This window comes from Paraburkholderia pallida (assembly GCF_004524855.1).
Classification (GTDB): domain Bacteria; phylum Pseudomonadota; class Gammaproteobacteria; order Burkholderiales; family Burkholderiaceae; genus Paraburkholderia; species Paraburkholderia oxyphila.
On sequence record NZ_CP038152.1, the window covers coordinates 627,765 to 650,167 of the forward strand.

Here is a 22,403-nt window from a genome sequence, read left to right on the forward strand (position 1 = left end):
TCAAACCACAGTGGGCAAATTGGAGGAGACGAATTATCAAATGGAGACGAGCATGCGTAATAGTTTCGTAAGAATCATGGGCAGCGCGCTGGCGCTCGTCGCGCCGCTGCTGGGCCAGCCGGCCTCGGCGGCGGACACGGCGCCCATCACGATCGGCTTCGCAATCGCGCAATCCGGCTGGGTGGCGAACTACGATTCGGCGCCGTTCAAGGCGGCGGTCCTGAAGATCGACGAGATCAACAAGGCGGGCGGCTTGCTTGGGCACCACGTCGACTACAAGGTGATCGACACGAAAACCGACCGCGAGCGCTCGGCGAGTGCGGGCGCCGAGCTGGTCCAGTCGGGCGTGAAGCTGCTGGTCGTATCGTGCGACTACGACTTCGGTGCGCCGGCCTCGCTGGCCGCGCAGAAGGCGAAGATTGTGACGATGAGCCTGTGCGCGGCCGATCCGAAGATGGGCGCACAGGGTGTCGGTAACTACGCGTTCACCGCGAACAGCGCTGCGCAATCGGAAGGGATCGCGATTGCCGAGTACGCACGGCGCAAGCTCGGCCTGAAGACAGCCTACGTCCTCGAGGACACGTCGATCGAATACACGAAGTCGGCGTGCGCGGGTTTTCGTGCCGCATGGACGCGTGACGGCGGCAAGGATGCCTTGGTCGGTTCCGACGTGTTCAAGAACGACGATCCGTCGATCGCCGCGCAGATCACCCGCCTGAACAGCCTGCCGAAGAAGCCCGACGCGATTTTCCTCTGCAGCTACACGCCCGGTGGCGCATCCGCGGTCCGGCAACTGCGTGCGGCGGGCATCACTCAGCCGATCCTCGGCGACACCGCGATGGTCGACAACTACTGGCTCAACGCGGTACCGAATCTGAAGAACTTCTACGTGCCGGCGTTCATGTCGCTGTACGGCGACGATCCCCGTCCGCAGATGCAGGCTTTCGTCAAGGACTTCACCGCGCGCTGGGGGCAACCGCCGGTGTCGTCTTATGCAGTGCTCGGCTACAGCCTCATCGAGCAATGGGCGTATGCGGTGACGAAGGCGAACACCACTGACTCGGCGAAGGTGCTCGACGTGATGAACAGCTATCAGAATCAGCCGTTCCTCGTCGGCCCGACTTCCTATACGAAGGCGCTGCATATCCAGCTCAATCGTCCGTGGCTCGTGATGAAGGTCGATAACGGCTCGTTCCACGCGGTCGAACTCTTTCGCAACGAGTTCGTGCCCGACAACCGGCTGCTGTTTCGCATCGGCGGCTGAACGCTAACCGGCGCGTGCGCCGAGCACGCGCCATCGTGGACGAGGTGCGCAATGAACGAGCGGGAGTTTGCGACGATCAGGGTCGCGAACGTGTCGGTGGCGTTCGGCGGGATCGCCGCGCTGACGGACGTGAACATGGAGCTTCGGCAGCGCGAGGTGTTCGGGCTGATCGGTCCGAACGGCGCCGGCAAGACGACGATGGTCAATGTATTGAGCGGCTTTCAGCGGCCGACGCAGGGCAGCGTGACGCTCGACGGCGTCGAGGTTGGCGCGCGCGGGCCGCATTACGCGGCGCGCATCGGCGTCGGCCGGACCTTCCAGGCCGGGCGGTTGTTTCGCGATCTGACAGTTGGAGAAAATCTGACGATTGCTGCGATGGGGGCAGGGCTGGGAATGGGCGCCGCGCGGCGACGTGCGGGCGCTATTCTGGAATGGACCGGTTGCAGCGAGATGGCGGAGCGGCGTTGTGACAGCCTGTCGTACGGCAACGAACGCCGCATCGGCATTGGCCGTGCGTTGGCGCTGGCGCCGAAGTTCGTGCTGCTCGACGAGCCCGCGTCCGGCATGAACGACGCCGAAAGCGACGCGCTGATGCACATGATTGCGTCGATTCCCGGCGAGTTCGGCTGCGGCGTGCTGCTGATCGAGCACAACATGGAGGTGATCACGGGCGCGTGCTCGCGCATCCATGTGCTGGACGGTGGCAAGAGCATCGCCGAAGGCAGTCCGGCGGAAATCATGCATAACCCCGACGTGCGCCGCGCCTATCTGGGCGACAAGGCCAAGGCCGGGGCCACTCCAGTCAAGGCGGCTTAAATGTACTTCGTTCAGACAGTTCTGGATGCGATTGCGCTCGGCAGTCTCTACGCGCTCTCGGCCCTTGCGATCGGGTTCGTGTTCGGCATCATGCGTCTCATCAACTTCGCGCAAGGCGACTACATCACGATTGGCGCGTACCTGCTGATCGTGCCCGGTGCGAGCGCCGCGCCGGCGCTGATGTTCGGTGCGCTGCCCGTGCCGCTGATGATGGCCGCGACGATCGCAGCGGTCGCCGGCATCGCGCTGCTCACCGAGCGGGTCGCGTTTCGTCCGCTTCGGCAGTCGAACCCCTCGACCTTGCTGGTGTCGTCGTTTGCGGTCAGCTACTTCCTTCAGCATCTGGTGATGCTCGTGTACACGAGCCGGCCAAAATCGATCGACATCAGTCATGGGCTCAATGACGCGATCAATATCGGCGCGCTTCGCGTGCAGGGCACGCAACTCTTCAGCATCGGCGTGTGTGTCACGCTGCTCGTCGCGCTGCTGGTCTTTCTGCGCCGCACGCCCATGGGCATCCAGATGCGCGCGGCGGCGGAGAACTTCCAGATGGCGAGGCTAGTCGGCGTGCCGGCCAACCGCGTGATCGCGGTCGCATTCGCGATCAGCGGGATTCTGTCCGGCGCGGTGTCGCTGCTGTTCGTGATGCAGACTGGAACGCTCGACATCCGCATGGGCACGCTGCCAGTGATCTACGCGTTCTTTGCGACCGTGATCGGCGGGATGGGATCGCTCGCGGGGGCGGTGCTCGGTGGTTTCATCGTCGGCTGCTTCAGCGTCTTTCTGCAAGCCTGGTTGCCCGCGGAACTGCGGCCGTTTCGCGACGCCGGCGTCTTCGGTCTGGTGATTCTCATGCTGCTCGCGAAGCCGAACGGGCTGATCGCCAACAGCACCAATCGGGAGCGTGTGTAAATGTCTGCCTATCAAGAAAACAGCCAGGACAGCAGCCAGGTCCGTGGCCTTTATGCCGACACGCGTAATTCGCGTTCATTGGCCGCGTCGATTCTCGCCGGGTGGTCGCCGGTGCTGCTGCTCGCGATACCGCTGGTCGTGCTCGCGGCGGCCGTCGAGTACGCGGGTAACGCGACGCTCGAGAGCATCGTCACGCTCGCGCTGATCCGCATCGTGACGGTGGTGGGGATCTACATCTTCGTCGGTAATTCGGGAATCGTGTCGTTCGGCCAGATCGCGTTTATGGCGATAGCCGCGTATGCGAGTGCGTGGCAGACCTGCTGCGAGGCGCTCAAGCCGATGACCATGCCCGGGCTCCCCGATTTTTTGCTGGCGGGCAGCATGCCGCTGTGGCTCTCCGGCCTGACTTCGGTTGCGCTGGCGGCCGCGGCCGCGTTTGTCGTCGGGTTGATCCTGATGCGCCTGTCGGGCCTGGCTGCATCAATCTCGACGCTGGCCGTGCTGTTCATCTTCAACACGGTCTATTCGAACTGGGACAGCGTGACGATGGGCTCGGCGTCGATCGTCGGTCTGCCTGAGTATGTGAGTGCACCGGTCGCTGTGGCTGGCGTCGTTATCGCACTGGTGATCGCGTTCGTGCACCAGCGCTCGCGCTGGGGATTGATGCTGCGCGCGAGCCGCGAGGACGAAGTCGCGGCGCGCGCGGCTGGCGTGTCGCTCTACGTGTCGCGGCTCGTCGCGTTCACCGTGTCGGGCGCCGTGATGGGAATGGCTGGCGTACTGCAGGCGCATTTTCTCGGCAGCATCTCGACCGATTCGTTCTTTCTCGACCTGACCTTCATCACGCTCGCGATGCTGATCGTCGGCGGCACGCGCAGCCTGGCCGGCGCGGTGGTCGGCACGCTGGTCGTGCAGGCGATTACCGAAGTGTTTCGCCAGCTGGAGTCGGGCGTGAATATCGGGCACGCGCAGATCGCGCTGCCGAGCGGCATGCAGGAGCTCGTGCTCGCCGCCGCGATGCTGCTGATTCTGATTTTCCGTCGCGACGGCCTGCTCGGCGGGCGCGAACTGGTGCTGAGGTTGCGGCCGCGCTCGATGCGCGCGCCCGGGCCGTGACGTTACGCGCAGAATCGGGGAATTCGAACGCAAGGCGGGTCAGCGCGGCTGGCTCGCCACGAAATCAAGCCGCAATGTGCGGCAAGTACCAGGAGGAGTGTCATGCAAGGCATTGATATTATCGGGATCGACATCGGCGGGACGTTCACCGACTTTGTTGCCTACGATTGCGCAAGCGGGACTATCAAGAACTGGAAGAACCTGACCACGCCGAAGGATCCGATCCAGGGCGTGCTCGAGGGGCTCACCCAGCATCCCGATCCCGCGGGCGTCGCCAAAATTCGTCTGGGCACGACCATCGCCACCAATGCGTTGCTCGAGCGTCGCGGCGCGAAAATCGCCTACGTGACCACGGAAGGTTTTCGCGACGTTCCGTTCATCCAGCGCGGCGACCGCCGCAGCCACTACGACATCTCGTGGATCAAGACGAAGCCGCTGGTGCGGCGCCGCGAGTGCTTCGAGATTCCCGAGCGGCTCTCGGCGAAGGGCGAGGTCGTGACCGAGCTCGACGAGGCCGCCGTGCTCGAGGTCGCCCTGAAAATCAAGGCCGATCCGTCGATCGAGGCGGTCGCGATCTGCACGCTGTTCTCGTATGTCGATCCCACTCACGAGCGCCGGATCGCGGAGATCTTCGCGCAAGTGCTGCCGGATCTGCCGGTGTCGATCTCCTATGACGTGTTGCCGAAGTGGAAGGAATACGAGCGCGCGTCAACCACGATCGCGGACGCGTATCTGAAGCCCATCGTCTCGCGCAGTTTCAACCGCATGCAGAAGCATCTGGACGAGCTGGGTGTGGGCGAGAAGGTCGGCGTGATCAAGTCGAACGGCGGCGAGTCGACGTTGCGCCGGGCAGCCGAGGCGCCGGTGCAGATGGCGCTCTCGGGGCCGACCGGCGCGGCCGTGGCGACGCGCGTGATCGCGCAGCTCTGCCAGCTCGAGCATCTCGTCACGTTCGACATGGGCGGGACGTCGACCGATTGCACGACCGTCGTCGACGGCAAGGAGCACCTGACGACCGACTTCGAAATCGAGTGGGGGCTGCCGATCCAGGTGCCGATGATCGACATCCACACGATCGGCGCGGGCGGCGGCTCGATCGCGTGGATCGACAAGGGCGGCATGCTGCGCATGGGGCCGCAGTCCGCGGGCGCGGATCCGGGGCCGGCGGCCTACGGGCGCGGCGGCGAGCACGCGACGGTGACCGACGCGAACGTCGTCCTCGGCCGCATCAATCCCGACTACTTCCTCGGCGGCAAGATGAAGCTCGACGCGGCGGCCGCGCGTCGCGCGGTCAAGACGATCGCCGACCAGCTCGGCATGGAAGTCGACGACGCGGCCTACGCGATGATCCAGATCGCGAACAACAACATGCTCGGCGCGCTGCGCACGGTGCTGTTGCAGCGCGGCCTCGATCCGCGCGATTTCACGCTGGTCAGCTCCGGCGGCGCGGGCCCCGTTCACATCTGCGACATGATGGAGATCAGCGGAATTCCGCGCGGCCTCGTGCCGAACTACCCAGGCCAGTTCTCCGCGTTTGGCTTCATCATGACCGACGCACGTGTGGACCAGCACCGCACGGTGCAGCAGGTGTCGACGCGCTTTGAGGCCGAGCGCGTGGCGCGCGTGGCGAAGGAGCTCGTCGAGCGGGCGTATGGCGAGCTGCACGAGCAGGGCTACCGCGAGAACATCGAGGTCTACCGGTCGGTCGAGGCGCGCTACCTTGGCCAGAATCACGAGCTCGAAATCGTGCTGAACGGCGACGACTTCGACGAAGTCTCGGTTGCCGATCTGTGGGCGCGTTTTCACGCGCAGCACGAGGCGCGCTTCGGCTTCGCGATTCCGGGAGAAACGATCGAGCTGGTGAACCTCAAGGTGACGGCCGTGGCGCTCGGCGAGAAGCCGAAGCTGCGCGTGCTGCCCGAAGGCAGCGGCACACCGGCGTCGACCGGTAGCCGCCGCGTGCGCTTCGAATCGGGCTGGATCGACACGCCGACCTATGACCGCGACACCTTCCTGCAAGGCCAGACGATCGCCGGTCCGGCAGTGATCGAAGAAAGCGCGTCGGTGACGATTCTGCGTCCTAATCAGTCCATGCGGGTTGACCCGTATGGCAACCTGATCATCTCGGTCTGAGGAGAGCCACGATGGATCTTATTACCATGAACATTCTCGAGTCGACGATGGTGTCGATTTGCCGGGAAATGGGCATCACGCTGATGAAAACGTCCTATTCGACGATCTTCAACGAGGCGCTCGACTTCACGTGCGGGCTCGCGAACGCCGAAGGCGAGATGATCGCGGTTGCCGACTATTGCCCCTCGCAGATCGGCGGGATGCCGTTGCTCGTGCAGTCGTGCCTGAAAGAGATCGACATGGACGATCTCGCGCCGGGTGACGTCATTTTGCATAACGATCCGTATCGCGGCGGCCTGCATACGCCGGAGCATACGTTTTTCAAGCCGATTTTTGTTGACGCCGAGCTGGTCGGCTGGGCGGTCGCGATCGGTCACATCGCCGAAGTCGGCGGGATGGCGCCGGGTGGATTCTGCGGCGAGGCGACCGACATTTTCCAGGAAGGCATCCGCATTCCGCCCGTCAAGTTGAAGACGAAGGGCAAGGACAATCGCGATATCTGGAAGCTGCTGCTCGCGAACGTGCGCACACCGCGCACCAACTACGGCGACCTGCGCGCGCTGATCGCCGCCGTCGATCTCGGCGAGCAGCAAATGCGGGGCGTGTTCGAGAAGTACGGCAAGGAGCGCGTGCGGCAGAACGTCAGCGATCTGCTGTTGTATTCGGAACGCAGGATGCGCGCGGAGCTCGAGGCGATTCCAGACGGTATCTACACGTTCGTCGATCACATCGAGAGCGACGGCATCGACGCCGATCGAACCTACGACGTCCACGTCGCGGTCCACAAGATGGGGCAGGACATCGTCGTCGACTACACGGGCTCGTCGCCGCAGGCGTCGGGGCCGATCAACGCGACGCTCGGCGTCTCGACCTCGGCGGCGTACAACGCCATCCTGCACATGACCGATCCGTCGATTCCGCGTAACAGCGGCTGTTTCAGGCCGATCCGGATCGTGGCGCCCGGCGGCACCATCGTCAACGTCGATTTTCCGGCACCGGAAGTCGGCGGCAACACGGAAACTCACCCGCGTATCGTCGGCGCGATTCTCGGCGCGATGGCCGACGCTGTGCCGAATCGCGTGATGGCCGCGGAGGGCGCGACGCACTGCAACTTCGTGTTCGGCGGCGTGGACGCCGACAGCGGCGAGTATTTCGCGTGCTACGACCTTGAGGCCGTGGGCTGGGGTGGCCGCGCGTTCGCGGATGGCAACGACGCGGTCGATTCGATCAACGGGAACTGCCGGATCACGCCCGTCGAGGTGTACGAAACGCGTTTCCCGTGGCGGGTCGAGAAGCTCGCGTTCAACCAGGACTCGGGCGGCGCGGGCGAATACCGCGGCGGGGTGGGCTATTCGAAGCAGATGCTCTGCCTGAACGAGAGCATCACCGTCTCGCAGATGACCGATCGCCATCGGTTCGCGCCGTGGGGATTGAACGGCGGCGGCGAGGGCGGGCTGGGCGCAACGCTCGTGCAGAAGGCCGGCACCTCGGGCTGGAAGACGATGTGCGACGCGTATGGCAAGGCGTCGTCGAGCCGCTATTCGAACGTGCGGATCGTGCGTGGCGACCGCGTCACGTTGACCTCACCCGGCGGCGGTGGTTATGGCGACCCCGCGAAACGCGCGCCGCAAGCGCTGCAAGACGATGTGCTGGACGGCTATGTGTCCGCCGAGGCAGCTCGCGAGCTGTATGGCTACAAAGAGGAGGCTTGATCATGAAATTCTCGCAAAACGGACTCTATATCGAGCGCTACATCAAGTGCGCAAACTGCGGCACGCTGATCTACGCGGACGACAAGCATCAGCAGGCGCAAAGCGTGCAGCGCGACGGGCAGCTTTTCTGCTCGCAATGGTGTGTCGACTGGCGTGACGCACGCGAGAAGCGCAAGGCCGAAGCCGAGGCGGCCGCGCGCTGACAACGCGCGAGGAAGGGGTGCCGCAGGGACGCTTCGGCGGTCCGGCGGCACCGCTGCCTGCGGGCTCGCCGGTGAAAAAGTGTCCACAGTCTATAATGTGCATACTTTAAGTCGGTATGCCGACTGCAACCTGGAGGCGCGTCAGTGAACATGCGAGAGAATCCCGCGACGGCAAGTAAAGGCGGGCATCGCCCGGATGAGGGTGAGTTGCTTTACACCGATAGTCTGGTGGATCAGGTGACGGATATGCTCCGCAGCCAGATCGTCGAAGGTGTCATCGCGCCGGGAGAAAAAATCGTCGAGGCGGCGCTCGCGGAGCGGCTTGGAATCAGCCGTAACCCGATCCGTGAGGCGGTGCGACGCCTGGAGGGAAGCGGACTGCTCGTCAACCATCCGCGGCGTGGGCGTTTTGTACGACAGATCAGCCGCGACGAAGCGGAAGACATCATTTATTTCCGCACCTGCATCGAGCGCGCGGGCATCATGCGCGTGGCCGAGACGCGTACGGATTCCGACCTGCACCGTCTGCGCGGCATCCTGGCCGAAATGCGCGAGGCAGCGGACAACGGCGACGTCGTGCGGACGCTCGAAATCGACGCGCAATTCCATCGCGCTATCTGCGAGATGACAGGTAGTAGCCGCGGCCTGAAGGCATTCGATGATATTCACACGGAGTTGCGGATTCTGTTCCGGATGATCGGGAATACTTATGCGACGCTGGACGAGGCGGTACGTGGGCATGAGCCTCTAATGGCGGCAATCGAGGCCGGCGATGCCGAGACGGCGGGGCGTGTGATGACCGAGCATATTGCCGCGACGCGGATCGAGGTCGAGAAGTATTTTCAGGCTACGGGGCAATAACGTCGTTCGTGCGATGAGGCTCGACCCAATTGACCGTGCACGGCGGGTTACCGGCGAATGAGTCCAGACGGCGTGACGTAGGCGGCTCGCCGCCGCACATGGACACCTTCGGCTGGGACAACGGTCGATTGCGCGCCCAATGCAATCGACGCTCCGCGAGAGGCCGACGATTCTCGTTGCGAAAACGCGCAGCAGCGCGCAATCGAGCGTCCTGCGTCTGGCTGGAGCACCGGATGACGCATCGCCATTTGCGCAACTAACCGTCTGAGCCATCCATACCTCGCATACGCCGGTTTCCGGCGCAACCCGCCGGCGGGCAGGATAAACGGGACTTTTCGGCCTTGAGGCACCTTGTCGCAGCCTGTGCGAGCTGCGTCTGCGGCATAGGGCAGCGTGCGTATGCGGACTTTTCCGACGAAAGCACAGGCGGCGCGTGTTGCCGGTTGATCTTGCACTTCGCACGGCCCAGCCTCCTCGCAACACGACACGAAACCGGCGGTACTCCGGCCAACTTGGCTCATCTGGAGCGCTCAATTGCGCAGGCAAGGTCTGGCAAGGTCAAGCCCCGCAAGCTGGTTGCAGACAGCGAATGAGCGGCGCTTTGAACGTCATGTGGACGGCTGAGGCACATGGGACGACTATGTCTACTCGCCAGGACAAGACAAAAAGACGCTGAAACGCATCAATCAACTTATCAAGGAGACGCAGCGCTCGCCGTTTGAGGGCATTGGCAAACCCGAACCATTGAAAGAAAACTTGGCGGGTTTTTGGTCGCGCCGGATCGACAAGACGAATCGGCTGGTCTACGAGGTCGACGGCAATCAGATCAACATCATTTCGTGTCGCTACCACTACTGATACAACGGAAAACTGCCATGCCAGATTTGACCGTTGCCGATGTGCTTCGGCTCGCGATCAATGCGCTGCGGGACGTCGCTGAATCGCGCAGGATGCCCTCTGGCGTCGAGCTGGACGATGTAACTGCCGAGCTACATGCGGCCGCCGCCGACGTACTGGATGAATCGCTCGATCAGCTGCGCGGGCACGAATAGGAAAACTCCACGCGCTCGGCGTCATCGCTTTTGGGCGGCCCGAACGAAATCCAGCCGTGCCCCCAAAGCGTGACCTCGTCACGGCGAAGGATGACCTCGTGGCCGCCGTCGATCGTGATGCGCGTGCCGTTTGAACTACAGTCGAGCAGCACATACCGTCCGCTGCGGCACTCGATCGAAGCATGGGTCCTCGATGCGTGGCGGTCGTGCACGACGATGCTCATGCTCGCATGACGACCGATGGTCACTTGCGTCGATGCTTCATTCATTTCCACGAACACGTCCCGATAACGCAGAGTCAACATTGACGAGTCAGACGGGCCCAGCAGGTCGCTACCCAAGACGGTCTGATCGGTGCTTTGTTGCCAGATCGCCTCGAACAACTCCGTTGGCTGTCTCTTTCCCCGTGCCTGTATTGGGTAAAGATGGCGCGCCAAATGACGAAGTTCGGCAGGAAGGCAATCAATGGTGTCCTGGCTCGTGATGATTTGTCCTGGCGAAGCAAGCTCCCTGAGCCGGGCTGCCAGGTTCACGGTGTCGCCGAACACGTCGCCGGATTCGTCTGGCAATACGGTGCCGTAGTGAAAGCCGATTCGCAGCGACATTGGAATTCCCTCTATCGACGGCAACTGGTGGATAGCCAACTGCATATCGATTGCGGCCTGCATCGCATGTTCGGCAGACGGAAACACCACCATGACTTCGTCGCCGATGGTCTTGACGATTCGCCCACTCAGCGTTTCCGAACACGATTTCATCAACGCGATACAACGCGCAATCGTCTCGAAGGCAACCATGTCGCCGACGGTCTCGTAGAGTCTCGTGCTGCCGCTTACGTCCGCGAACATGACTGACTTTTTAGACGTCTCAAGCTTCGAATCAGCATCCATGAGCATACCGTCAGGTCGTGCAGCTGGCGCCGGAACGCCGCTCATGACCTGCTCCTTGGCAGGGCTTCGCTTCTCAGTGTAGTACCCAGTTCGACGTCCGGCCGGTCAAACGCTGCCGCGTGGAACGCGGCCGTCAAATCAAGCTTTGATGCAAGCATGGATTAAGCCTCTAATTGTTCTCGAGTGCGTCAGATCGATCGCGAGGCGATAAGCGCTGCACAAATTGCGGGGTCGAGAGCCGCGAAGACGTGAGATTCTGCGAGCACTGCGGAACCGAGCTTGTGCGGATCTGCTTGCGTTGCGGCAACGCGTTGAGTCCGATCGTGAAGTTTTGGGGCGAAGGCGGTGCGCCTGTCGGCGGGCCGCATTCGCTATCGGAGCCGGCGCCCACGCGAGTGTCGGCTCCCCCTATCCAATACACAAGTTCGGACATTGCTACGCGCATCGTGGCCGAACGGGCAGACCAGGAAGCGCTTTGCGAACCGCTGGTGAACGCAAGACTATCACCGCGCTGTTCGCCGACATGGCCGCTTCGATGGCACTCATTCAGGATCTCGATCTCGAAGATGCTTGCCGGCTGATCACGCCCGTCGTGGAACTGATGATGGAGGCCGTCCGTCGCTACGCGGGCTTCATGGCGAAATCGCTCGACGATGGAATAGTGGCCCTATTTGGCGCCCCGCTTTCCCATGAGTTTCGTTCGTTGACGCCTCGGCTGTCGACAGTCACGGTTGGCCGGAGGGCGAAATGAAAGTCACCATTCGTGTCGATGTCACCACGGACTACGGAGAAACTAATGCCTTCGAGATCTGCGACACCGGGCGGCTTGCAACAAAGGGAAACGCATCGCGGGTTCTCGCGTTTGTCAGAAAGAAGTTGCCAGGCGCAGTGGAACGGCTTGCCTCCCTCGTGCGATGGCCAACGACGTTCATGAAGCGCGTCTTGCGGACAACCTGGCTTTTCAGGATATGCTGAGATTCAGACGAACCGCCACAGTCTCGCCGCGCTCGACCAGGACGAATCTCGAAAGCCCGAACGACGTGCAGATCTGTACGACTGGATCGCTCAACTGTCGCGGCTCGTCGATACTGCCGGAGGCCGCTCTGCTGAGCGAATCTTCGGATGAGTTGGAGAAGGCGGTGACCGGCCTACAGGCAGAGCCACGCTTGCATGAGACGCTTGCTCACTGCAGGGTAGTTGCACATTGGCTCGTGAGCGAGCTTCGCGCGGCAGATCAGACTTTTCCGATATGACCGACAGGCTTCGCATCCTGGACGGCACGCCGGCGCAGTTGCAGGCCTGACTGAGTCCTCTCTCAACATCTCTACGTGTTGGGAATCGCTGAACTCACTTGAGCTCGATGATCGAGCGGCCCGGGGGCGCACCCGCATCGAACTTGAAGCCGCCGGGGTAGGTGGTATCGAACGTCAACTGCGCCACGACGTTGCCGAGTGCGTCCTCGACGGTGAGCAGCGGCGGCGCCGTATAGACGAGTTTTTTCGCCACGGTATCGAGTTCTATCTTGTGGGACGCAGCAAAGCCGGAAATCTTGCCCAGAAACGCACCGGGGTTCAGCAGCACGAGCCGCGCACCTTTGCCCAGGAACTCGATGGTCTGGCTCGACGGCACGGCCTCGACCGAGGCGATGCCATTGAGCTGTAATGCGATCTTGCCGGTGTCGACGATCGTGCCGAGGCATCGCAAATGGCCATTCTCAGCGACCGTGATCGTACTGGCGTTGTCGATATCGCCGATGAGGTTCAATGCGTTGGTGGCCGTTACCGTTCCGGCGATATAGAAGCCCGCGGCTGCCGTCACCGTGCCGCTACCGCTCAGCGTCGCTGGTGGGTTGACGGCAAGGGCATTCGTTTCGATCTGCCCGCCGCTCAGGGTGAGCGTTCCATTCACGAGAATCGAAATGCCCGCGGACACGAAGCCGTTGTTCTCGACCATGAGCGAGCCCGTTCCCATGTGCTGGACCTCGAGCTGATTCTCGACGACGAGGCGCGCGTTCCCGCCTGTGACCGTCACGGTTCCCACGCCTGCCGGCTGCGTACCCGTGGCCGGTGCCCAACCGATCGCGAGATCCCTCGCAACGACGGTCCCGCCTTCGCTCACCTCCAATGTCCCGTTGGCTTCGCGGCCGACAATGACCTGTCCGCGCGCCTGCAACAAGCCATTGGTTGACACCTGAACCTTGCCATTGGCACCCGGGTGGTTGCCGATCACGAGCGGCCACGGATAAATGAGCGGATCGCCGCTGCCGACGCTGACGGTGCCTGAGTTCTGCACGATCAGTTGCCCTTTGTCTACCTGCCCCACGGACATCGGCAGATTGCCGCCGTCGACGACGGCATTTTCGCCGTCCACCACGAGCGTTGCATTTGACCCGGGGGCGTTGCCTGTTGGCGCAACGGCAGCCAACAGGATTCCGTAGTTGTCGATGGAGTGCGTTCCGGCGATCACGACACGGCTGTCTTTGCCGACTGTGAGCGTACCGACGAACGGTGCTTGGGCGCCCTGGGGGAGCTGAACCCCGATGTGCAGCATCGGTGCGGTCAGGACGGCTCCAGGAAGCAATGTCATCTCCCCGTTGACAGGGCTTCCGTAGGTCGCAGTCAACTGCCCCGCAACGCGATCCGTGCCTTGAAAAAATAGAGTCTCGACGGTCCCGCCGCCGGTGATCACCTCGGCGGCACTCGCGATGGTGGCGAAATCATTCGGCCCCGGCGGCACGCTTGCCACCGTGTTTCCGAGGTTCCAATTGGCAGCCACGGCAAAGACACCCGTGCCCGAATTTCCCGTCCATTGATAGTTCGCCATCATGACGCTCCCTGGCTGCCGATCGGGTCTGCCCAAAAAACACATAGACGATTTCGGACCTTCCTTTGGAAGAATCGGAACTCATCTTGCGCGAACGGTGTTCGAAATATAGTGCGAAATTCGTGCACTACAAGAACTTCGAGAGCGTGCAAAAAGTCGGGGGTAGGGCAAATGAGCTGCCCACTTTGCCAGGAGGTATTCCAACTCAAGACTGACGCGTTTGATCAGTCGTTCTGGACGGTTCGAATCTGCGCGTTTGCAAAATTGAGACCCATTGAGAATGCAAAGTTGAATTTCCTTTTCGCTAGCGGAGGAAAAGCAATGAGAATCTAATTCGCTTTTTGTCTTGGTGGTCTACAAATATTTCGATCGGCGAGCACAGAAAACCGGGGTGGCAACGGTTAATGCAATCGGCATATCGCAGCGCATGTTGTCCTCCAAATACTCCTGAACTACCTGAAACCGAAACTGCTCGTCGTAATTCGCCATAAGAAACACCCCAAAGCTTGGATCGAAGTCCACTTTTTGCGGGGCAGTTCAAAACTACGGGCCATTTTCTATGTTTCACAACGTCCGAAGCATCGAAACGATGTTCATCGCGTAGCAAGCGGTGTCAACCCGGACAGGGTTTTACATCGAGCGCTAGCAAGCGAAGTCGGCAACGTGCCGCCCAGCGCCGCCGCGCATGGGCAATGCTCAATACGAGCAGATCGTCAGCGACGCTGGCAGCCTTGGAGTAGGGGTAGGAGGAAGTAAGCAAAGCCCTGTCGGCGATTTCCCAACATTGTTCAGGTAAGTGATGGTCACGCCCAAACTCGCATCATCGCGATGCACGTTGGGATGCGCTTTGCGCGGATTGTGCCCCGATGGCATGACATGTGCATAGTGTGCCGCAAGCAGCCGGCCGCCAGACCGTTCCCGCAACCGCCCTGTTCAAGGAAACACATCATGAATACGTTGACGATCCGCGATATCCCGAAATCTGTAGAGCTTGATTACCAGGAAATGGCCAACATTCGAGGTGGTCGGATAAAAATCATCGGCCAGCACGCCGGCTCGCTCCTCACGTCCGCTGATGGTGACCCCGTCGGCGTGTATGTCGACGGCGTGCTGGAAAACTCTGTTGGCGACGGCTACTACCACGGCTGAGCTTACAGCGACATATCAACTGCAGAGGTGCAGCGGTGTAACTGGGGAGGCTGACGTGGACCAAACGTGGCTGGGTTTGGGAGCAGGCACGACCGTGCTTGCTATCGCTGTCGTTGGCGTGACGGCGCACTACCTCCGTGAGCGGCGTCGGGCTGATCTTCTGCGCAATTTCGATTACCATGAATGGTGGCAACGAACCCACGGTGCAGCCTGCACTTCAGGTGGCTCCGATGCAGGAAGCTGGGCAGTGAAGACAAGAACGCGGTGGACACAACGAACGGAGAAGCAATCGTGAGAGACGGGGAACGACCGTGGGATGCCGCGACCACAAGAATAGGACGCCTGGAAGCAAAACACGGTTGAGTGTGACGAGGCTAGAAATAAAGAATAAACCGGGTTACACATTTCTGGCCGATTTCCATCAAGTGATGGAGGGTAGCGCGGGCGCGGGAAAATATAGCGAGAGCGTGTCCCACCCGCGCATGTGCTCATCCCAGACCTCAGAAGAACGTCAGAACCGCCGCCGCCTCTCGCTTGAAGGCCGTCGCGAATGGCGGACGATCCGTGCTGAAGCGAGGGCGACCAGCACAACAAACCCGCCTGGATTGCGTTGCTGGTTTAGTATTGTGCAAAAGCGACTGCCTTTGCGTTGCAGTTGCCACTGTCAGGCAAACAGCTTCTCGACTTCTGCTTTGCCAACTGCCATCCATGTTACCCAATTGTTTGCATCAAAGCCTCTACTGGCATGATGTGCCACCTGGAAACAGGCGAACGGGTCTTGTTTCGCCTCGCCATCGGAAAAGCCTGTCCAAACGTTGAGCAATCTGCGCCTGTATGGGCTTGGCATTGAAATACCGGCTTGTTCCCACCCCTCTTCCCACCCGTCCTTTGTACCGGGCAAATAGCCCCAAAGGACGAGACCCATCACTAACACGGCATGCGGTTTGTGAGTCCTGGTAACTTCACTGAACGCGCTACGAGACTCGGTGAATTGCCTCCTCGTTGGACGAACCTGCGCGTTTGGCATGCTCTCACGGACAAAGTTATAGAACGCCACAGTGTTCCAGAATCGTAGCCTTGCCTCGTCATCAAGCTGAGGTGAACCGGTCATCAATCTTTCAGCGGCGGTGCGAATGTCGTACCGCATTGATTTTCAGCCCCTCTGCGGATCGCCGTTATGCGCCCGAATCATCCATTCGGTTTCACGCTGTTCGTCATGACGTAGACTGTACCCAGATTCACCGAGAATGAGCCAACGGATCTTCTGGTCTTTGTATTGGTTACCGACCCACGGGTGATACCGCACTTCCGCTGAATAAGTTGCAGCCATAGCTGTCCTCCGGTTACGAGATTAAGTATCAATTGATTCGCCACTAGGCGGTGTAGCGCTCGGCCAGCTGCCTTGCGTGCGCCGAAAACTCTGCTCGAAGATCATGTGGCTCCCGCACTTCGACGCGGCTGCCAAAGCCAAGCAGCCACCATCTCAATGGTTCGTCGTTTTCCACTGTTGCTGAGACTTCGAAAAGCGTACCGTCGCCAACAGGCACGATAGTCTGATCGAGCGACAGCGGTGTCTCCCGCAAATGTTCCACCGCTACCGGGTCAAACCATGCGACCAGTCGTACAGGTCCCTGCGAGTGATATCGGCCAGCGCCTTGAACGTATTGCTGAAAGTCGAAGCCTGGCGGAGATTTGCGTGGCTCGGAGAGCACCGATGTGCTTGCCAGTCGATGGAGTGCGATCTGCCGAACGTCGGTGTAGTCAAACATCGTCGCGATCAGATACTGCACTGGACCTCGGACGACGAGCCCAAGCGGATTCAACGCTACTTCCCTCGCCACGTCGGCACCTTTGGAGCGATATCGCCCGGTTAGACGGCGCTTTCGTGCCAACGCTTCGTGTACGTCATTCAATACTCCTGCATCGATCGGAGGCGCTATAAGAGCCAGCGACGTGGGAATCACTGCAGTTTCCCTATGCCAACGCTTCCAGCCTGTCTGGGCAACCTCCGTGATGGCACTATCGAAGACAGGTTTGAGTTCGTTGAGTATCGCTTTAGGCAGGAATGATTTCAGGTGTGCGTGGGCGAGCAGCAATGCGACACCTTGCGATGTGGACAAGCGTGGCGCGAATTCCTGCCTGGCACCTTTGGCCCAGCTCCATCCATAAGGCTTGCTCGAATCATCTGCAGTCAGCGGAAATTGTTGGGCAAGCGCCCGCAAATCTCGTTCGATCGTGCGCCGCGAAACGGTGAACTGCCTGTATCCCATTGCGGAAATGAGATCGGCCACAGATACCTTACGAGGCCACGCTGGAATGCAGCGCAGTAGCGCCCATTGCCTGGACAGCGTTTGTTCAGTGGATTCGCGCAATCATGCTCCCAGAGTTTTTTTGAGCATCCTAGCACGCGGTGCGACGTAAATTAACGCGTGTGCGCGGATCATGACGGGACAGCGGCGAATTCGATCAAAATTCCAAATGACATCGGATACCAGACTTCACTTTCAAGCTAGCCGGCCTGCCCCCCGGAGAATAAATGTTCAGAGCAACCATCGTCGATCCGGAAGGATTCTGGACGAAGCCGTTGAGTATGCTGCCGTCCTGTGGTGACAAGGTGCATTGGTCAATGTCACCGACTGAGCCACCGGCTCGTGAAGCCGATCTTTGCTTTCAATTGGCGGGAAAACTCAACGAGCCTGGCAGTCAGCCACCAGACCATACGGCCCGCATTACGGTACTCGTCGACACATCGCTTCCACTCGGTCATCGCGATTGTGGTGCCGTGCTTGTCTGCGCTCACTCAACAATGCATGAAGCGATTGCCGCTGCAGCCGGCGCTCTTTTCACCGTGGCGACGGCGAACCACGTCGTCCGCTTTCAATGGGCCGAACTACTCGATGTATTGTCGTGCGACACTTTAATGGTCGCTTCGAAGGCGGGCAGTGCAGACCACGATTCCATTACCCGCTGCGCGCTTCAAAATCTCGGTTACTTTCAGGGCGCGAGCCGCGTTGAACCTGAAGCGACGCTGTTGGGCATCGCCGTGCCGCAAGTTCGCCCGCCCAGGCTGAGGGATATGGTCAAAGTCGCATCGTCGTTGCGTGCCTTGGTGGGTCAACGTTGTTATCAATTGATTGGTTACCGCCTCACCTCTGGGCCAGATGAAGATGCATTCCTGCTTGCGACCTTTCCGATTCCGGCTCTGCCTGGCGGTGCCGTCCGCGCAGCGGAGGTGGCCTCGATGAATATCGACGCTTACCCGCCACGCACGCGGCGGCGATCAGGATAAGATACGGAAGCACGGAATCCGGAGAGATCAATGGCTATGCGTGACGGAACGTATCTGGCGCGCTGCAAGGAGCGAAGCCCCTTGTCAGCCGCAATGAATGGACACGGTCCCGTCTATCCACAGGCGCGATGCACGGTGGTGAAGGGGCAGGCGATTTTTGATCGCGATGGGAGAGAGTTCTGGCGATGCAATGCCGCGTACGCGGAAGTGCATTTCGAACTCGAGAGAATTGAGGTTTCGCGAGGTTCGACAGGCGGGGCCGCCTGAAAAAGCTATGACACTATCTTTCGATGTGCTCAAGACGGTCTACCGGCAGGCGATCGATCCCCGGGCAAGTGACCGCGATCCGTCAATCTGGTGGGATGCTGTCGCGCAAGAGATGCGTGAGGTCGTGTTGGCCGGCACTGACCGGGAGGCAGCGGCGGTCATCGAGTGGTGGCACAACGACTGGGCATCGGTTTCCGATACGCCAGTGGCGGCGGCACGGCGGATCCGCCAGTCAGTCCGTTTGATCATGAAACGCGAACGGATGCAGGCATGATGCCAGTGCATATGCCGTCTGACTATCAGATCGATTCCCCGCAAACCCGGGAAAGGGTGATGCGTTTCTTCAGTGAAATTGGAATTCGCGCCCGGTACGAAGCCGGTGCGAACGGCTTTTCCAGAGGCTGCCGTCTTGATCGGGGAGCACTCGCTGTCGATCCCGCATGCCGTATCTCGACGATGCTCCATGAGGCGGGGCACCTAGCGATTACGCCACGCTGCTTCCGGTCACTGATGGACGGAAACCTTTACGCCGGCCAGCGCGAAATGCTGCGGATGGTCGAGGACGCCGACCTGCACCCGGACGACCCCCTCTATCGAGCTGTCATTCAATGTTCAGATCCGGAGGCCACTGCGTGGGCGTGGGCTGCAGGCGTCGAGCTTGCGTTGCCCGGCGAAGAAATCATTCGTGACGACGAATACGGTGGCGACGGTGAGGCGATCCGGCTGGCCTTGCAGATGCGCGCGTACATCGGTGTGCACGGGCTCGCGCACGCGGGGTTCTGTGCGATTCGCGAGCGTAACGGCGTCGCCGCCTGGCCATGCCTGAATTTCTGGACGCAGGAAGTCGGCTACCCGGCTACGGATGAGGCTTCCTATCAGCTGGAAGAAGGAGGATTGGCAACTTGAAGACGCCGGGTAAGCCTTGCGCATCGTGTCCCTGGCGCCGCGCAGCAGCGGCGGGGGATATTCCGAACTTCAGTCTTGAACTGGCCGAAAGGCTGGCCGGCACGTGTCCTGATCATCGTGGCATGGGACCTGACTTCGGTGCCAGCATGTTTGCGTGTCACCAGTCCCGGGAGGGAGAGGAATTTGCCTGTGCCGGCTGGCTGGCAAAGGTTGGTCGTCGCCATCCGGCGGTACGCCTTGCGGTAATGTCTGGCCGCCTCGTTCCTGCCGCGCTGGCGCCCGACGCTGACTGGCCCGAGCTGCATGACAACTATGCAGAAGTGCTGGACAAGCTTCGCGCGACCTGAGATCCCCGATCCGGTTGGCGGCAAAGGCCGCGATATGCCCTCATAAAGCGTAAAGATATCGCACGCCGCGAGAGCTTGGCTGCCGGAATGCTTCACAGACGGGTGAAACGGCTATCATGCGATGATGAATCAGTTGAACAAACTCCCGAAGCCAAAGTTTGGCGATGCCTGCAACGGCTGCGGATATTGTTGTACTACCGAGCCGTGCGCTCTCGCTCGAGAGTTCCTGAAGTGTGCCCGTGGGCCTTGCGTGGCCCTGGAGATTGCAGAAGGTCGGGCGATATGCGGCCTGGTGCGCAATCCCCTTGGTTACCTCTACAAAGCTACCCATCCTGACGAAGATGTGGCTGTTCTGGAAGCTGCGCCGGACGTGCTAGCAGGTCATCAGCTCTCGGTAGAGCTCGCAGCAGCACTGGGTCTCGGCAAGGGCTGCGATGCGGATGACGATGCAGTCTCAGCGGCATGGCCGGCAAGCAGTGTCTCGAAAGCTGCGGGATAGTCAATTAACACACGCGTGAGATCGTCTCCGAGACTATGAAGTCAACTTCAATCGAAGGCGATGGATTTTGGGCCCATTCAGGTACCCGACCAATGTTCGTCAGGGAAATAACGTGCTTCCTGCGCTGGCTTAAGGCCTTTGAGTGCGTATCCCGAACACGCCTGATGGGCTGTCGCGATGGTACCGGGGGAACGTCTTCGCTGCGTACTGCAGGAGTGGCACGCCCGGCCTTCGCCTGCGACGTGGCAATGCGCTTTGCTCGCAAATATCGAAGTAAGCCCGGAGTATCGCGGCAAGAGCTTCTTTACGTCGCTGATGGAGATGGTTATCAGCGAACCCAAGTTGCCTTTTGAGTGCATCGAGATCGAGGCGGTACAGAATGAGCGATTTGCGACCCGGCTTGAGCGCAATGGTTTCAAACGAAATGGACGAACAGGGCTGTCCGATGGTGCTGCCAATTCGTTCAGTCCCGGCTGTATCGCCCTTGTGACAGTTCGCCCGGTTTCTCAAGTGCCACTTTCAGTTTGCGGGCGCCAAGCTACGGATCTCATTCCGGATCTTGTTGATGTCGCCGCGGTGGGTGTGGCTGTTGCCGCATTTGCCGCCGAAGTTGTGACACTGTTCGTACGGTATGCGGTTCAAATGGCGGGTTTCCCCGCTCGCTGAACGACAGGTTGCGGCCGATCGCTGCTATGCCGAGCGATCGATCGCGCGCACCCGATCGCGCCAGGCGCGGCCCAGCATAGTTCCGCGGCAACGCCTTGTCCCGCAACGGCAGACGTATTCGCTGAGGGATTTCGTTTTCGATGGAACCTCGAGCGCGTAGTCGATGAAGAGCTCCTCGCCGGGCGCAATGTTGCGGATCGCTTCGATGTAGACGCGGCCGCCTTCCTCAACCGCTTCGCAGTTCGCGGTGCAGGCGTGGTTGAGCCACCGCGCGCCGTTCCCGCCGCGGCCACCGTCAATCACCCGTCCGTCGGACAGGCCGAACAGGAACGTATGGTTCTCCTCGTCGCGTCGCGCGTAGTGACGTGACGCTTCCTGCCAGCTGGTCACGAGGCCTCTGTATTCGAACACGCGCTCACCACGGGAGAGCGGACAAAGTGCGAATACGCCCTTGCCGTGGATGGGAGATCGACGGACGGAAACGCGTTTCATGCGGTCAAATGGAAGGGGGGAGGCTCGGAGTATAGCCGGAGAAAAGGCCAGCCACATGTGGCGGCCGACACCTTCGCGTGGCCTGCTCATGGGCGGCTGCACATGAGCGACCTCATGTTCATTTTGTCCTGGTGAAAGCCTGGGCGATCTGCTGGACGCGCTTGACCTCGTCGCTGTGCAGGTAGATGGAGGTCGTTGATACGGACGCGTGCCCCAGGGTATCGCGCACGCCGGTGAATTCCGCGTCACGTCCCAGTGCGTCGCATGTGTGTGGCGCATCCCGTGCGGGCTGGCACGGCGCAGTTTTTCTGCGAGGGGCGCGTGGTTGGCCTCGATCGCGCCAGCGCCCAGCGCAAAGAACCGCCGCATTACCATCCACAGGCGCACGCTGCTGATCGCCGCGTCACAGTCAGCCTCGAGGCTGCCGATTGCAGGCGTTTGCGGATTCCAGCGCACGGGCAGCACAGCAGGTCGCGTTCGACGAGATAGCGTGCGAGCGCGTCCTACGCGAGCGGTGTCAGTGCGACGCGTGCCAGCTTCTTCCCCTCGCCTGTCACGCGCAGCCAGTGATCGCCGCGCGGATCGATTTCGACGTGTCCGAGCGTCGCGCCGATGAACTCGCGCGCAGGCCGGTCGCACACCCGAAGTCCAGCAGGAAGCGCAGGCGCTGCGCAGCCGGAGCCGACCAGCCATACAACCATTCCAGGCCATCCGCGATCGTGCGCACGAGCGCCCATTCGCCTTCGGTGAACGCGTGCGCGATATTTGGCACCCGGGTGCCCGTCGCGTTGCACACCTTCACACCTGTAAACGGGTTCGCGAGTACGTAACGCTACTCGATGAGCCAGCGGAACAGGGCGTCGAGAATAGTCAGCGAGAGCATACGCGACCGAGCGCCCGGAGAGGCTCCCGTTGAACGGCCGCCAGTCCGGTCGTTTCAATGACGAACGACACCAAAGCGGACGTGCTGAGCATACCGCCGGGTTCGGCAGCATCGTTGCTGGAG

23 protein-coding genes and 2 pseudogenes are annotated in these 22,403 nt (G+C 61.0%); 19 read left to right on the plus strand and 6 right to left on the minus strand.

Going from position 1 to position 22,403, the window contains the following annotated elements:
* Nucleotides 1-52: 52 nt before the first annotated feature.
* The 10 genes and pseudogenes from E1956_RS45705 (at nt 53) to E1956_RS46620 (ending at nt 10,069) form a co-directional block, all read left to right on the plus strand.
* Complete coding sequence (locus E1956_RS45705) at nt 53-1,264, plus strand: ABC transporter substrate-binding protein (protein ID WP_232072553.1); 1,212 nt, start codon at nt 53-55, stop codon at nt 1,262-1,264.
* A gap of 51 nt (nt 1,265-1,315) precedes the next feature.
* Complete coding sequence (locus tag E1956_RS45710) at nt 1,316-2,080, plus strand: ABC transporter ATP-binding protein (RefSeq protein ID WP_134760726.1); 765 nt, start codon at nt 1,316-1,318, stop codon at nt 2,078-2,080.
* Nucleotides 2,081-2,992 carry a branched-chain amino acid ABC transporter permease gene (locus E1956_RS45715; protein ID WP_134760728.1) on the plus strand — a complete coding sequence of 304 codons (912 nt, stop codon included), beginning with the start codon at nt 2,081-2,083 and terminating at the stop codon, nt 2,990-2,992.
* Nucleotides 2,993-4,108 carry a branched-chain amino acid ABC transporter permease gene (locus tag E1956_RS45720; RefSeq protein WP_134760730.1) on the plus strand — a complete coding sequence of 372 codons (1,116 nt, stop codon included), beginning with the start codon at nt 2,993-2,995 and terminating at the stop codon, nt 4,106-4,108.
* 102 nt (nt 4,109-4,210) lie between these two features.
* On the plus strand, nt 4,211-6,241 hold the full coding sequence (locus tag E1956_RS45725) for a hydantoinase/oxoprolinase family protein (RefSeq protein ID WP_134760732.1): 2,031 nt from the start codon (nt 4,211-4,213) through the stop codon (nt 6,239-6,241).
* Nucleotides 6,242-6,252: 11 nt separating this feature from the next.
* Nucleotides 6,253-7,953 carry a hydantoinase B/oxoprolinase family protein gene (locus E1956_RS45730; protein ID WP_134760734.1) on the plus strand — a complete coding sequence of 567 codons (1,701 nt, stop codon included), beginning with the start codon at nt 6,253-6,255 and terminating at the stop codon, nt 7,951-7,953.
* 2 nt (nt 7,954-7,955) lie between these two features.
* A complete protein-coding gene (locus E1956_RS45735) occupies nt 7,956-8,156 on the plus strand; it encodes a hypothetical protein (protein WP_134760737.1) in 201 nt (66 codons plus the stop codon).
* 150 nt (nt 8,157-8,306) lie between these two features.
* Complete coding sequence (locus tag E1956_RS45740) at nt 8,307-9,017, plus strand: GntR family transcriptional regulator (RefSeq protein ID WP_232072629.1); 711 nt, start codon at nt 8,307-8,309, stop codon at nt 9,015-9,017.
* A gap of 589 nt (nt 9,018-9,606) precedes the next feature.
* A pseudogene (locus tag E1956_RS45750) lies at nt 9,607-9,875 on the plus strand (Txe/YoeB family addiction module toxin).
* A 17-nt stretch (nt 9,876-9,892) separates the two neighbouring features.
* A complete protein-coding gene (locus E1956_RS46620; RefSeq protein ID WP_167760369.1) occupies nt 9,893-10,069 on the plus strand; it encodes a hypothetical protein in 177 nt (58 codons plus the stop codon).
* On the opposite strand, the gene E1956_RS45755 is transcribed toward E1956_RS46620, so the two are convergent.
* A complete protein-coding gene (locus E1956_RS45755; RefSeq protein WP_335930055.1) occupies nt 10,048-11,004 on the minus strand; it encodes an adenylate/guanylate cyclase domain-containing protein in 957 nt (318 codons plus the stop codon). The two genes, E1956_RS46620 and E1956_RS45755, sit on opposite strands and share 22 nt — an antisense overlap.
* Before the next feature lie 128 nt (nt 11,005-11,132).
* On the opposite strand from E1956_RS45755, the gene E1956_RS45760 reads away from it, so the two are divergent.
* Genes E1956_RS45760 through E1956_RS45765 form a run of 3 tightly spaced genes read left to right on the plus strand, consistent with a single transcriptional unit; the run spans nt 11,133 to nt 11,934 of the window.
* Nucleotides 11,133-11,540, plus strand: coding sequence for a double zinc ribbon domain-containing protein (locus E1956_RS45760; protein ID WP_134760741.1), 408 nt, complete (start codon nt 11,133-11,135; stop codon nt 11,538-11,540).
* Nucleotides 11,435-11,710 carry a hypothetical protein gene (locus E1956_RS46625; RefSeq protein ID WP_167760323.1) on the plus strand — a complete coding sequence of 92 codons (276 nt, stop codon included), beginning with the start codon at nt 11,435-11,437 and terminating at the stop codon, nt 11,708-11,710. Before E1956_RS45760 ends, E1956_RS46625 begins: the two co-directional genes overlap by 106 nt.
* Nucleotides 11,707-11,934, plus strand: a complete 228-nt coding sequence (locus E1956_RS45765) for a hypothetical protein (RefSeq protein WP_134760743.1) — start codon at nt 11,707-11,709, stop codon at nt 11,932-11,934. Before E1956_RS46625 ends, E1956_RS45765 begins: the two co-directional genes overlap by 4 nt.
* A gap of 372 nt (nt 11,935-12,306) precedes the next feature.
* On the opposite strand, the gene E1956_RS45775 is transcribed toward E1956_RS45765, so the two are convergent.
* The gene (locus E1956_RS45775; RefSeq protein ID WP_134760745.1) at nt 12,307-13,785 is read right to left on the minus strand and encodes a hypothetical protein; all 1,479 of its coding nucleotides are present in this window, start codon (nt 13,783-13,785) and stop codon (nt 12,307-12,309) included.
* Between the two features lie 945 nt (nt 13,786-14,730).
* On the opposite strand from E1956_RS45775, the gene E1956_RS45780 reads away from it, so the two are divergent.
* A complete protein-coding gene (locus tag E1956_RS45780; RefSeq protein ID WP_134760747.1) occupies nt 14,731-14,931 on the plus strand; it encodes a hypothetical protein in 201 nt (66 codons plus the stop codon).
* Between the two features lie 664 nt (nt 14,932-15,595).
* Here the strand turns inward: E1956_RS45780 and E1956_RS45790 are convergent.
* Entirely contained in the window at nt 15,596-16,078 is a 483-nt protein-coding gene (locus E1956_RS45790; RefSeq protein ID WP_134760751.1) for a hypothetical protein, read from the minus strand.
* A 226-nt stretch (nt 16,079-16,304) separates the two neighbouring features.
* A complete protein-coding gene (locus E1956_RS45795; RefSeq protein ID WP_134760753.1) occupies nt 16,305-17,303 on the minus strand; it encodes a helix-turn-helix transcriptional regulator in 999 nt (332 codons plus the stop codon).
* Nucleotides 17,304-17,467: 164 nt separating this feature from the next.
* Here E1956_RS45795 and E1956_RS45800 point away from each other — a divergent pair, with 164 nt between their 5' ends.
* The 5 genes from E1956_RS45800 to E1956_RS45825 all read left to right on the plus strand — a co-directional run bounded on the left by E1956_RS45800 (nt 17,468) and on the right by E1956_RS45825 (nt 20,905).
* Nucleotides 17,468-18,220: a hypothetical protein gene (locus tag E1956_RS45800; RefSeq protein ID WP_134760755.1), complete on the plus strand. Its 753-nt coding sequence runs from the start codon at nt 17,468-17,470 to the stop codon at nt 18,218-18,220.
* Between the two features lie 274 nt (nt 18,221-18,494).
* Nucleotides 18,495-18,761, plus strand: coding sequence for a hypothetical protein (locus tag E1956_RS45810; protein WP_134760759.1), 267 nt, complete (start codon nt 18,495-18,497; stop codon nt 18,759-18,761).
* Entirely contained in the window at nt 18,758-19,393 is a 636-nt protein-coding gene (locus tag E1956_RS45815; protein WP_134760761.1) for a hypothetical protein, read from the plus strand. Before E1956_RS45810 ends, E1956_RS45815 begins: the two co-directional genes overlap by 4 nt.
* The gene (locus E1956_RS47325) at nt 19,390-19,740 is read left to right on the plus strand and encodes a DUF6283 family protein (protein WP_232072556.1); all 351 of its coding nucleotides are present in this window, start codon (nt 19,390-19,392) and stop codon (nt 19,738-19,740) included. The genes E1956_RS45815 and E1956_RS47325 overlap by 4 nt, the downstream gene beginning before the upstream one ends.
* 754 nt (nt 19,741-20,494) lie before the next feature.
* Nucleotides 20,495-20,905, plus strand: coding sequence for a GNAT family N-acetyltransferase (locus E1956_RS45825; protein ID WP_134760763.1), 411 nt, complete (start codon nt 20,495-20,497; stop codon nt 20,903-20,905).
* Between the two features lie 24 nt (nt 20,906-20,929).
* Here E1956_RS45825 and E1956_RS45830 read toward each other — a convergent pair whose 3' ends face one another.
* The gene (locus tag E1956_RS45830) at nt 20,930-21,397 is read right to left on the minus strand and encodes an SET domain-containing protein (protein ID WP_134760765.1); all 468 of its coding nucleotides are present in this window, start codon (nt 21,395-21,397) and stop codon (nt 20,930-20,932) included.
* A gap of 118 nt (nt 21,398-21,515) precedes the next feature.
* Nucleotides 21,516-22,326, minus strand: a pseudogene (locus tag E1956_RS47330) (tyrosine-type recombinase/integrase); the annotation flags it as partial.
* Between the last annotated feature and the right edge of the window lie 77 nt (nt 22,327-22,403).

Coding starts and splice junctions, on each gene's coding strand:
- E1956_RS45810 (WP_134760759.1), top strand. CDS start 18,495: ATGACACTATCTTTCGATGTGCTCAAGACGGTCTACCGGCAGGCGATC.
- E1956_RS45710 (WP_134760726.1), top strand. CDS start 1,316: ATGAACGAGCGGGAGTTTGCGACGATCAGGGTCGCGAACGTGTCGGTG.
- E1956_RS45720 (WP_134760730.1), top strand. CDS start 2,993: ATGTCTGCCTATCAAGAAAACAGCCAGGACAGCAGCCAGGTCCGTGGC.
- E1956_RS46620 (WP_167760369.1), top strand. CDS start 9,893: ATGCCAGATTTGACCGTTGCCGATGTGCTTCGGCTCGCGATCAATGCG.
- E1956_RS45725 (WP_134760732.1), top strand. CDS start 4,211: ATGCAAGGCATTGATATTATCGGGATCGACATCGGCGGGACGTTCACC.
- E1956_RS45830 (WP_134760765.1), bottom strand. CDS start 21,397: ATGAAACGCGTTTCCGTCCGTCGATCTCCCATCCACGGCAAGGGCGTA.
- E1956_RS45740 (WP_232072629.1), top strand. CDS start 8,307: ATGCGAGAGAATCCCGCGACGGCAAGTAAAGGCGGGCATCGCCCGGAT.
- E1956_RS45715 (WP_134760728.1), top strand. CDS start 2,081: ATGTACTTCGTTCAGACAGTTCTGGATGCGATTGCGCTCGGCAGTCTC.
- E1956_RS45755 (WP_335930055.1), bottom strand. CDS start 11,004: ATGAGCGGCGTTCCGGCGCCAGCTGCACGACCTGACGGTATGCTCATG.
- E1956_RS45730 (WP_134760734.1), top strand. CDS start 6,253: ATGGATCTTATTACCATGAACATTCTCGAGTCGACGATGGTGTCGATT.
- E1956_RS45705 (WP_232072553.1), top strand. CDS start 53: ATGCGTAATAGTTTCGTAAGAATCATGGGCAGCGCGCTGGCGCTCGTC.
- E1956_RS45780 (WP_134760747.1), top strand. CDS start 14,731: ATGAATACGTTGACGATCCGCGATATCCCGAAATCTGTAGAGCTTGAT.
- E1956_RS45765 (WP_134760743.1), top strand. CDS start 11,707: ATGAAAGTCACCATTCGTGTCGATGTCACCACGGACTACGGAGAAACT.
- E1956_RS45790 (WP_134760751.1), bottom strand. CDS start 16,078: ATGCGGTACGACATTCGCACCGCCGCTGAAAGATTGATGACCGGTTCA.
- E1956_RS45815 (WP_134760761.1), top strand. CDS start 18,758: ATGATGCCAGTGCATATGCCGTCTGACTATCAGATCGATTCCCCGCAA.
- E1956_RS45775 (WP_134760745.1), bottom strand. CDS start 13,785: ATGATGGCGAACTATCAATGGACGGGAAATTCGGGCACGGGTGTCTTT.
- E1956_RS45800 (WP_134760755.1), top strand. CDS start 17,468: ATGTTCAGAGCAACCATCGTCGATCCGGAAGGATTCTGGACGAAGCCG.
- E1956_RS45735 (WP_134760737.1), top strand. CDS start 7,956: ATGAAATTCTCGCAAAACGGACTCTATATCGAGCGCTACATCAAGTGC.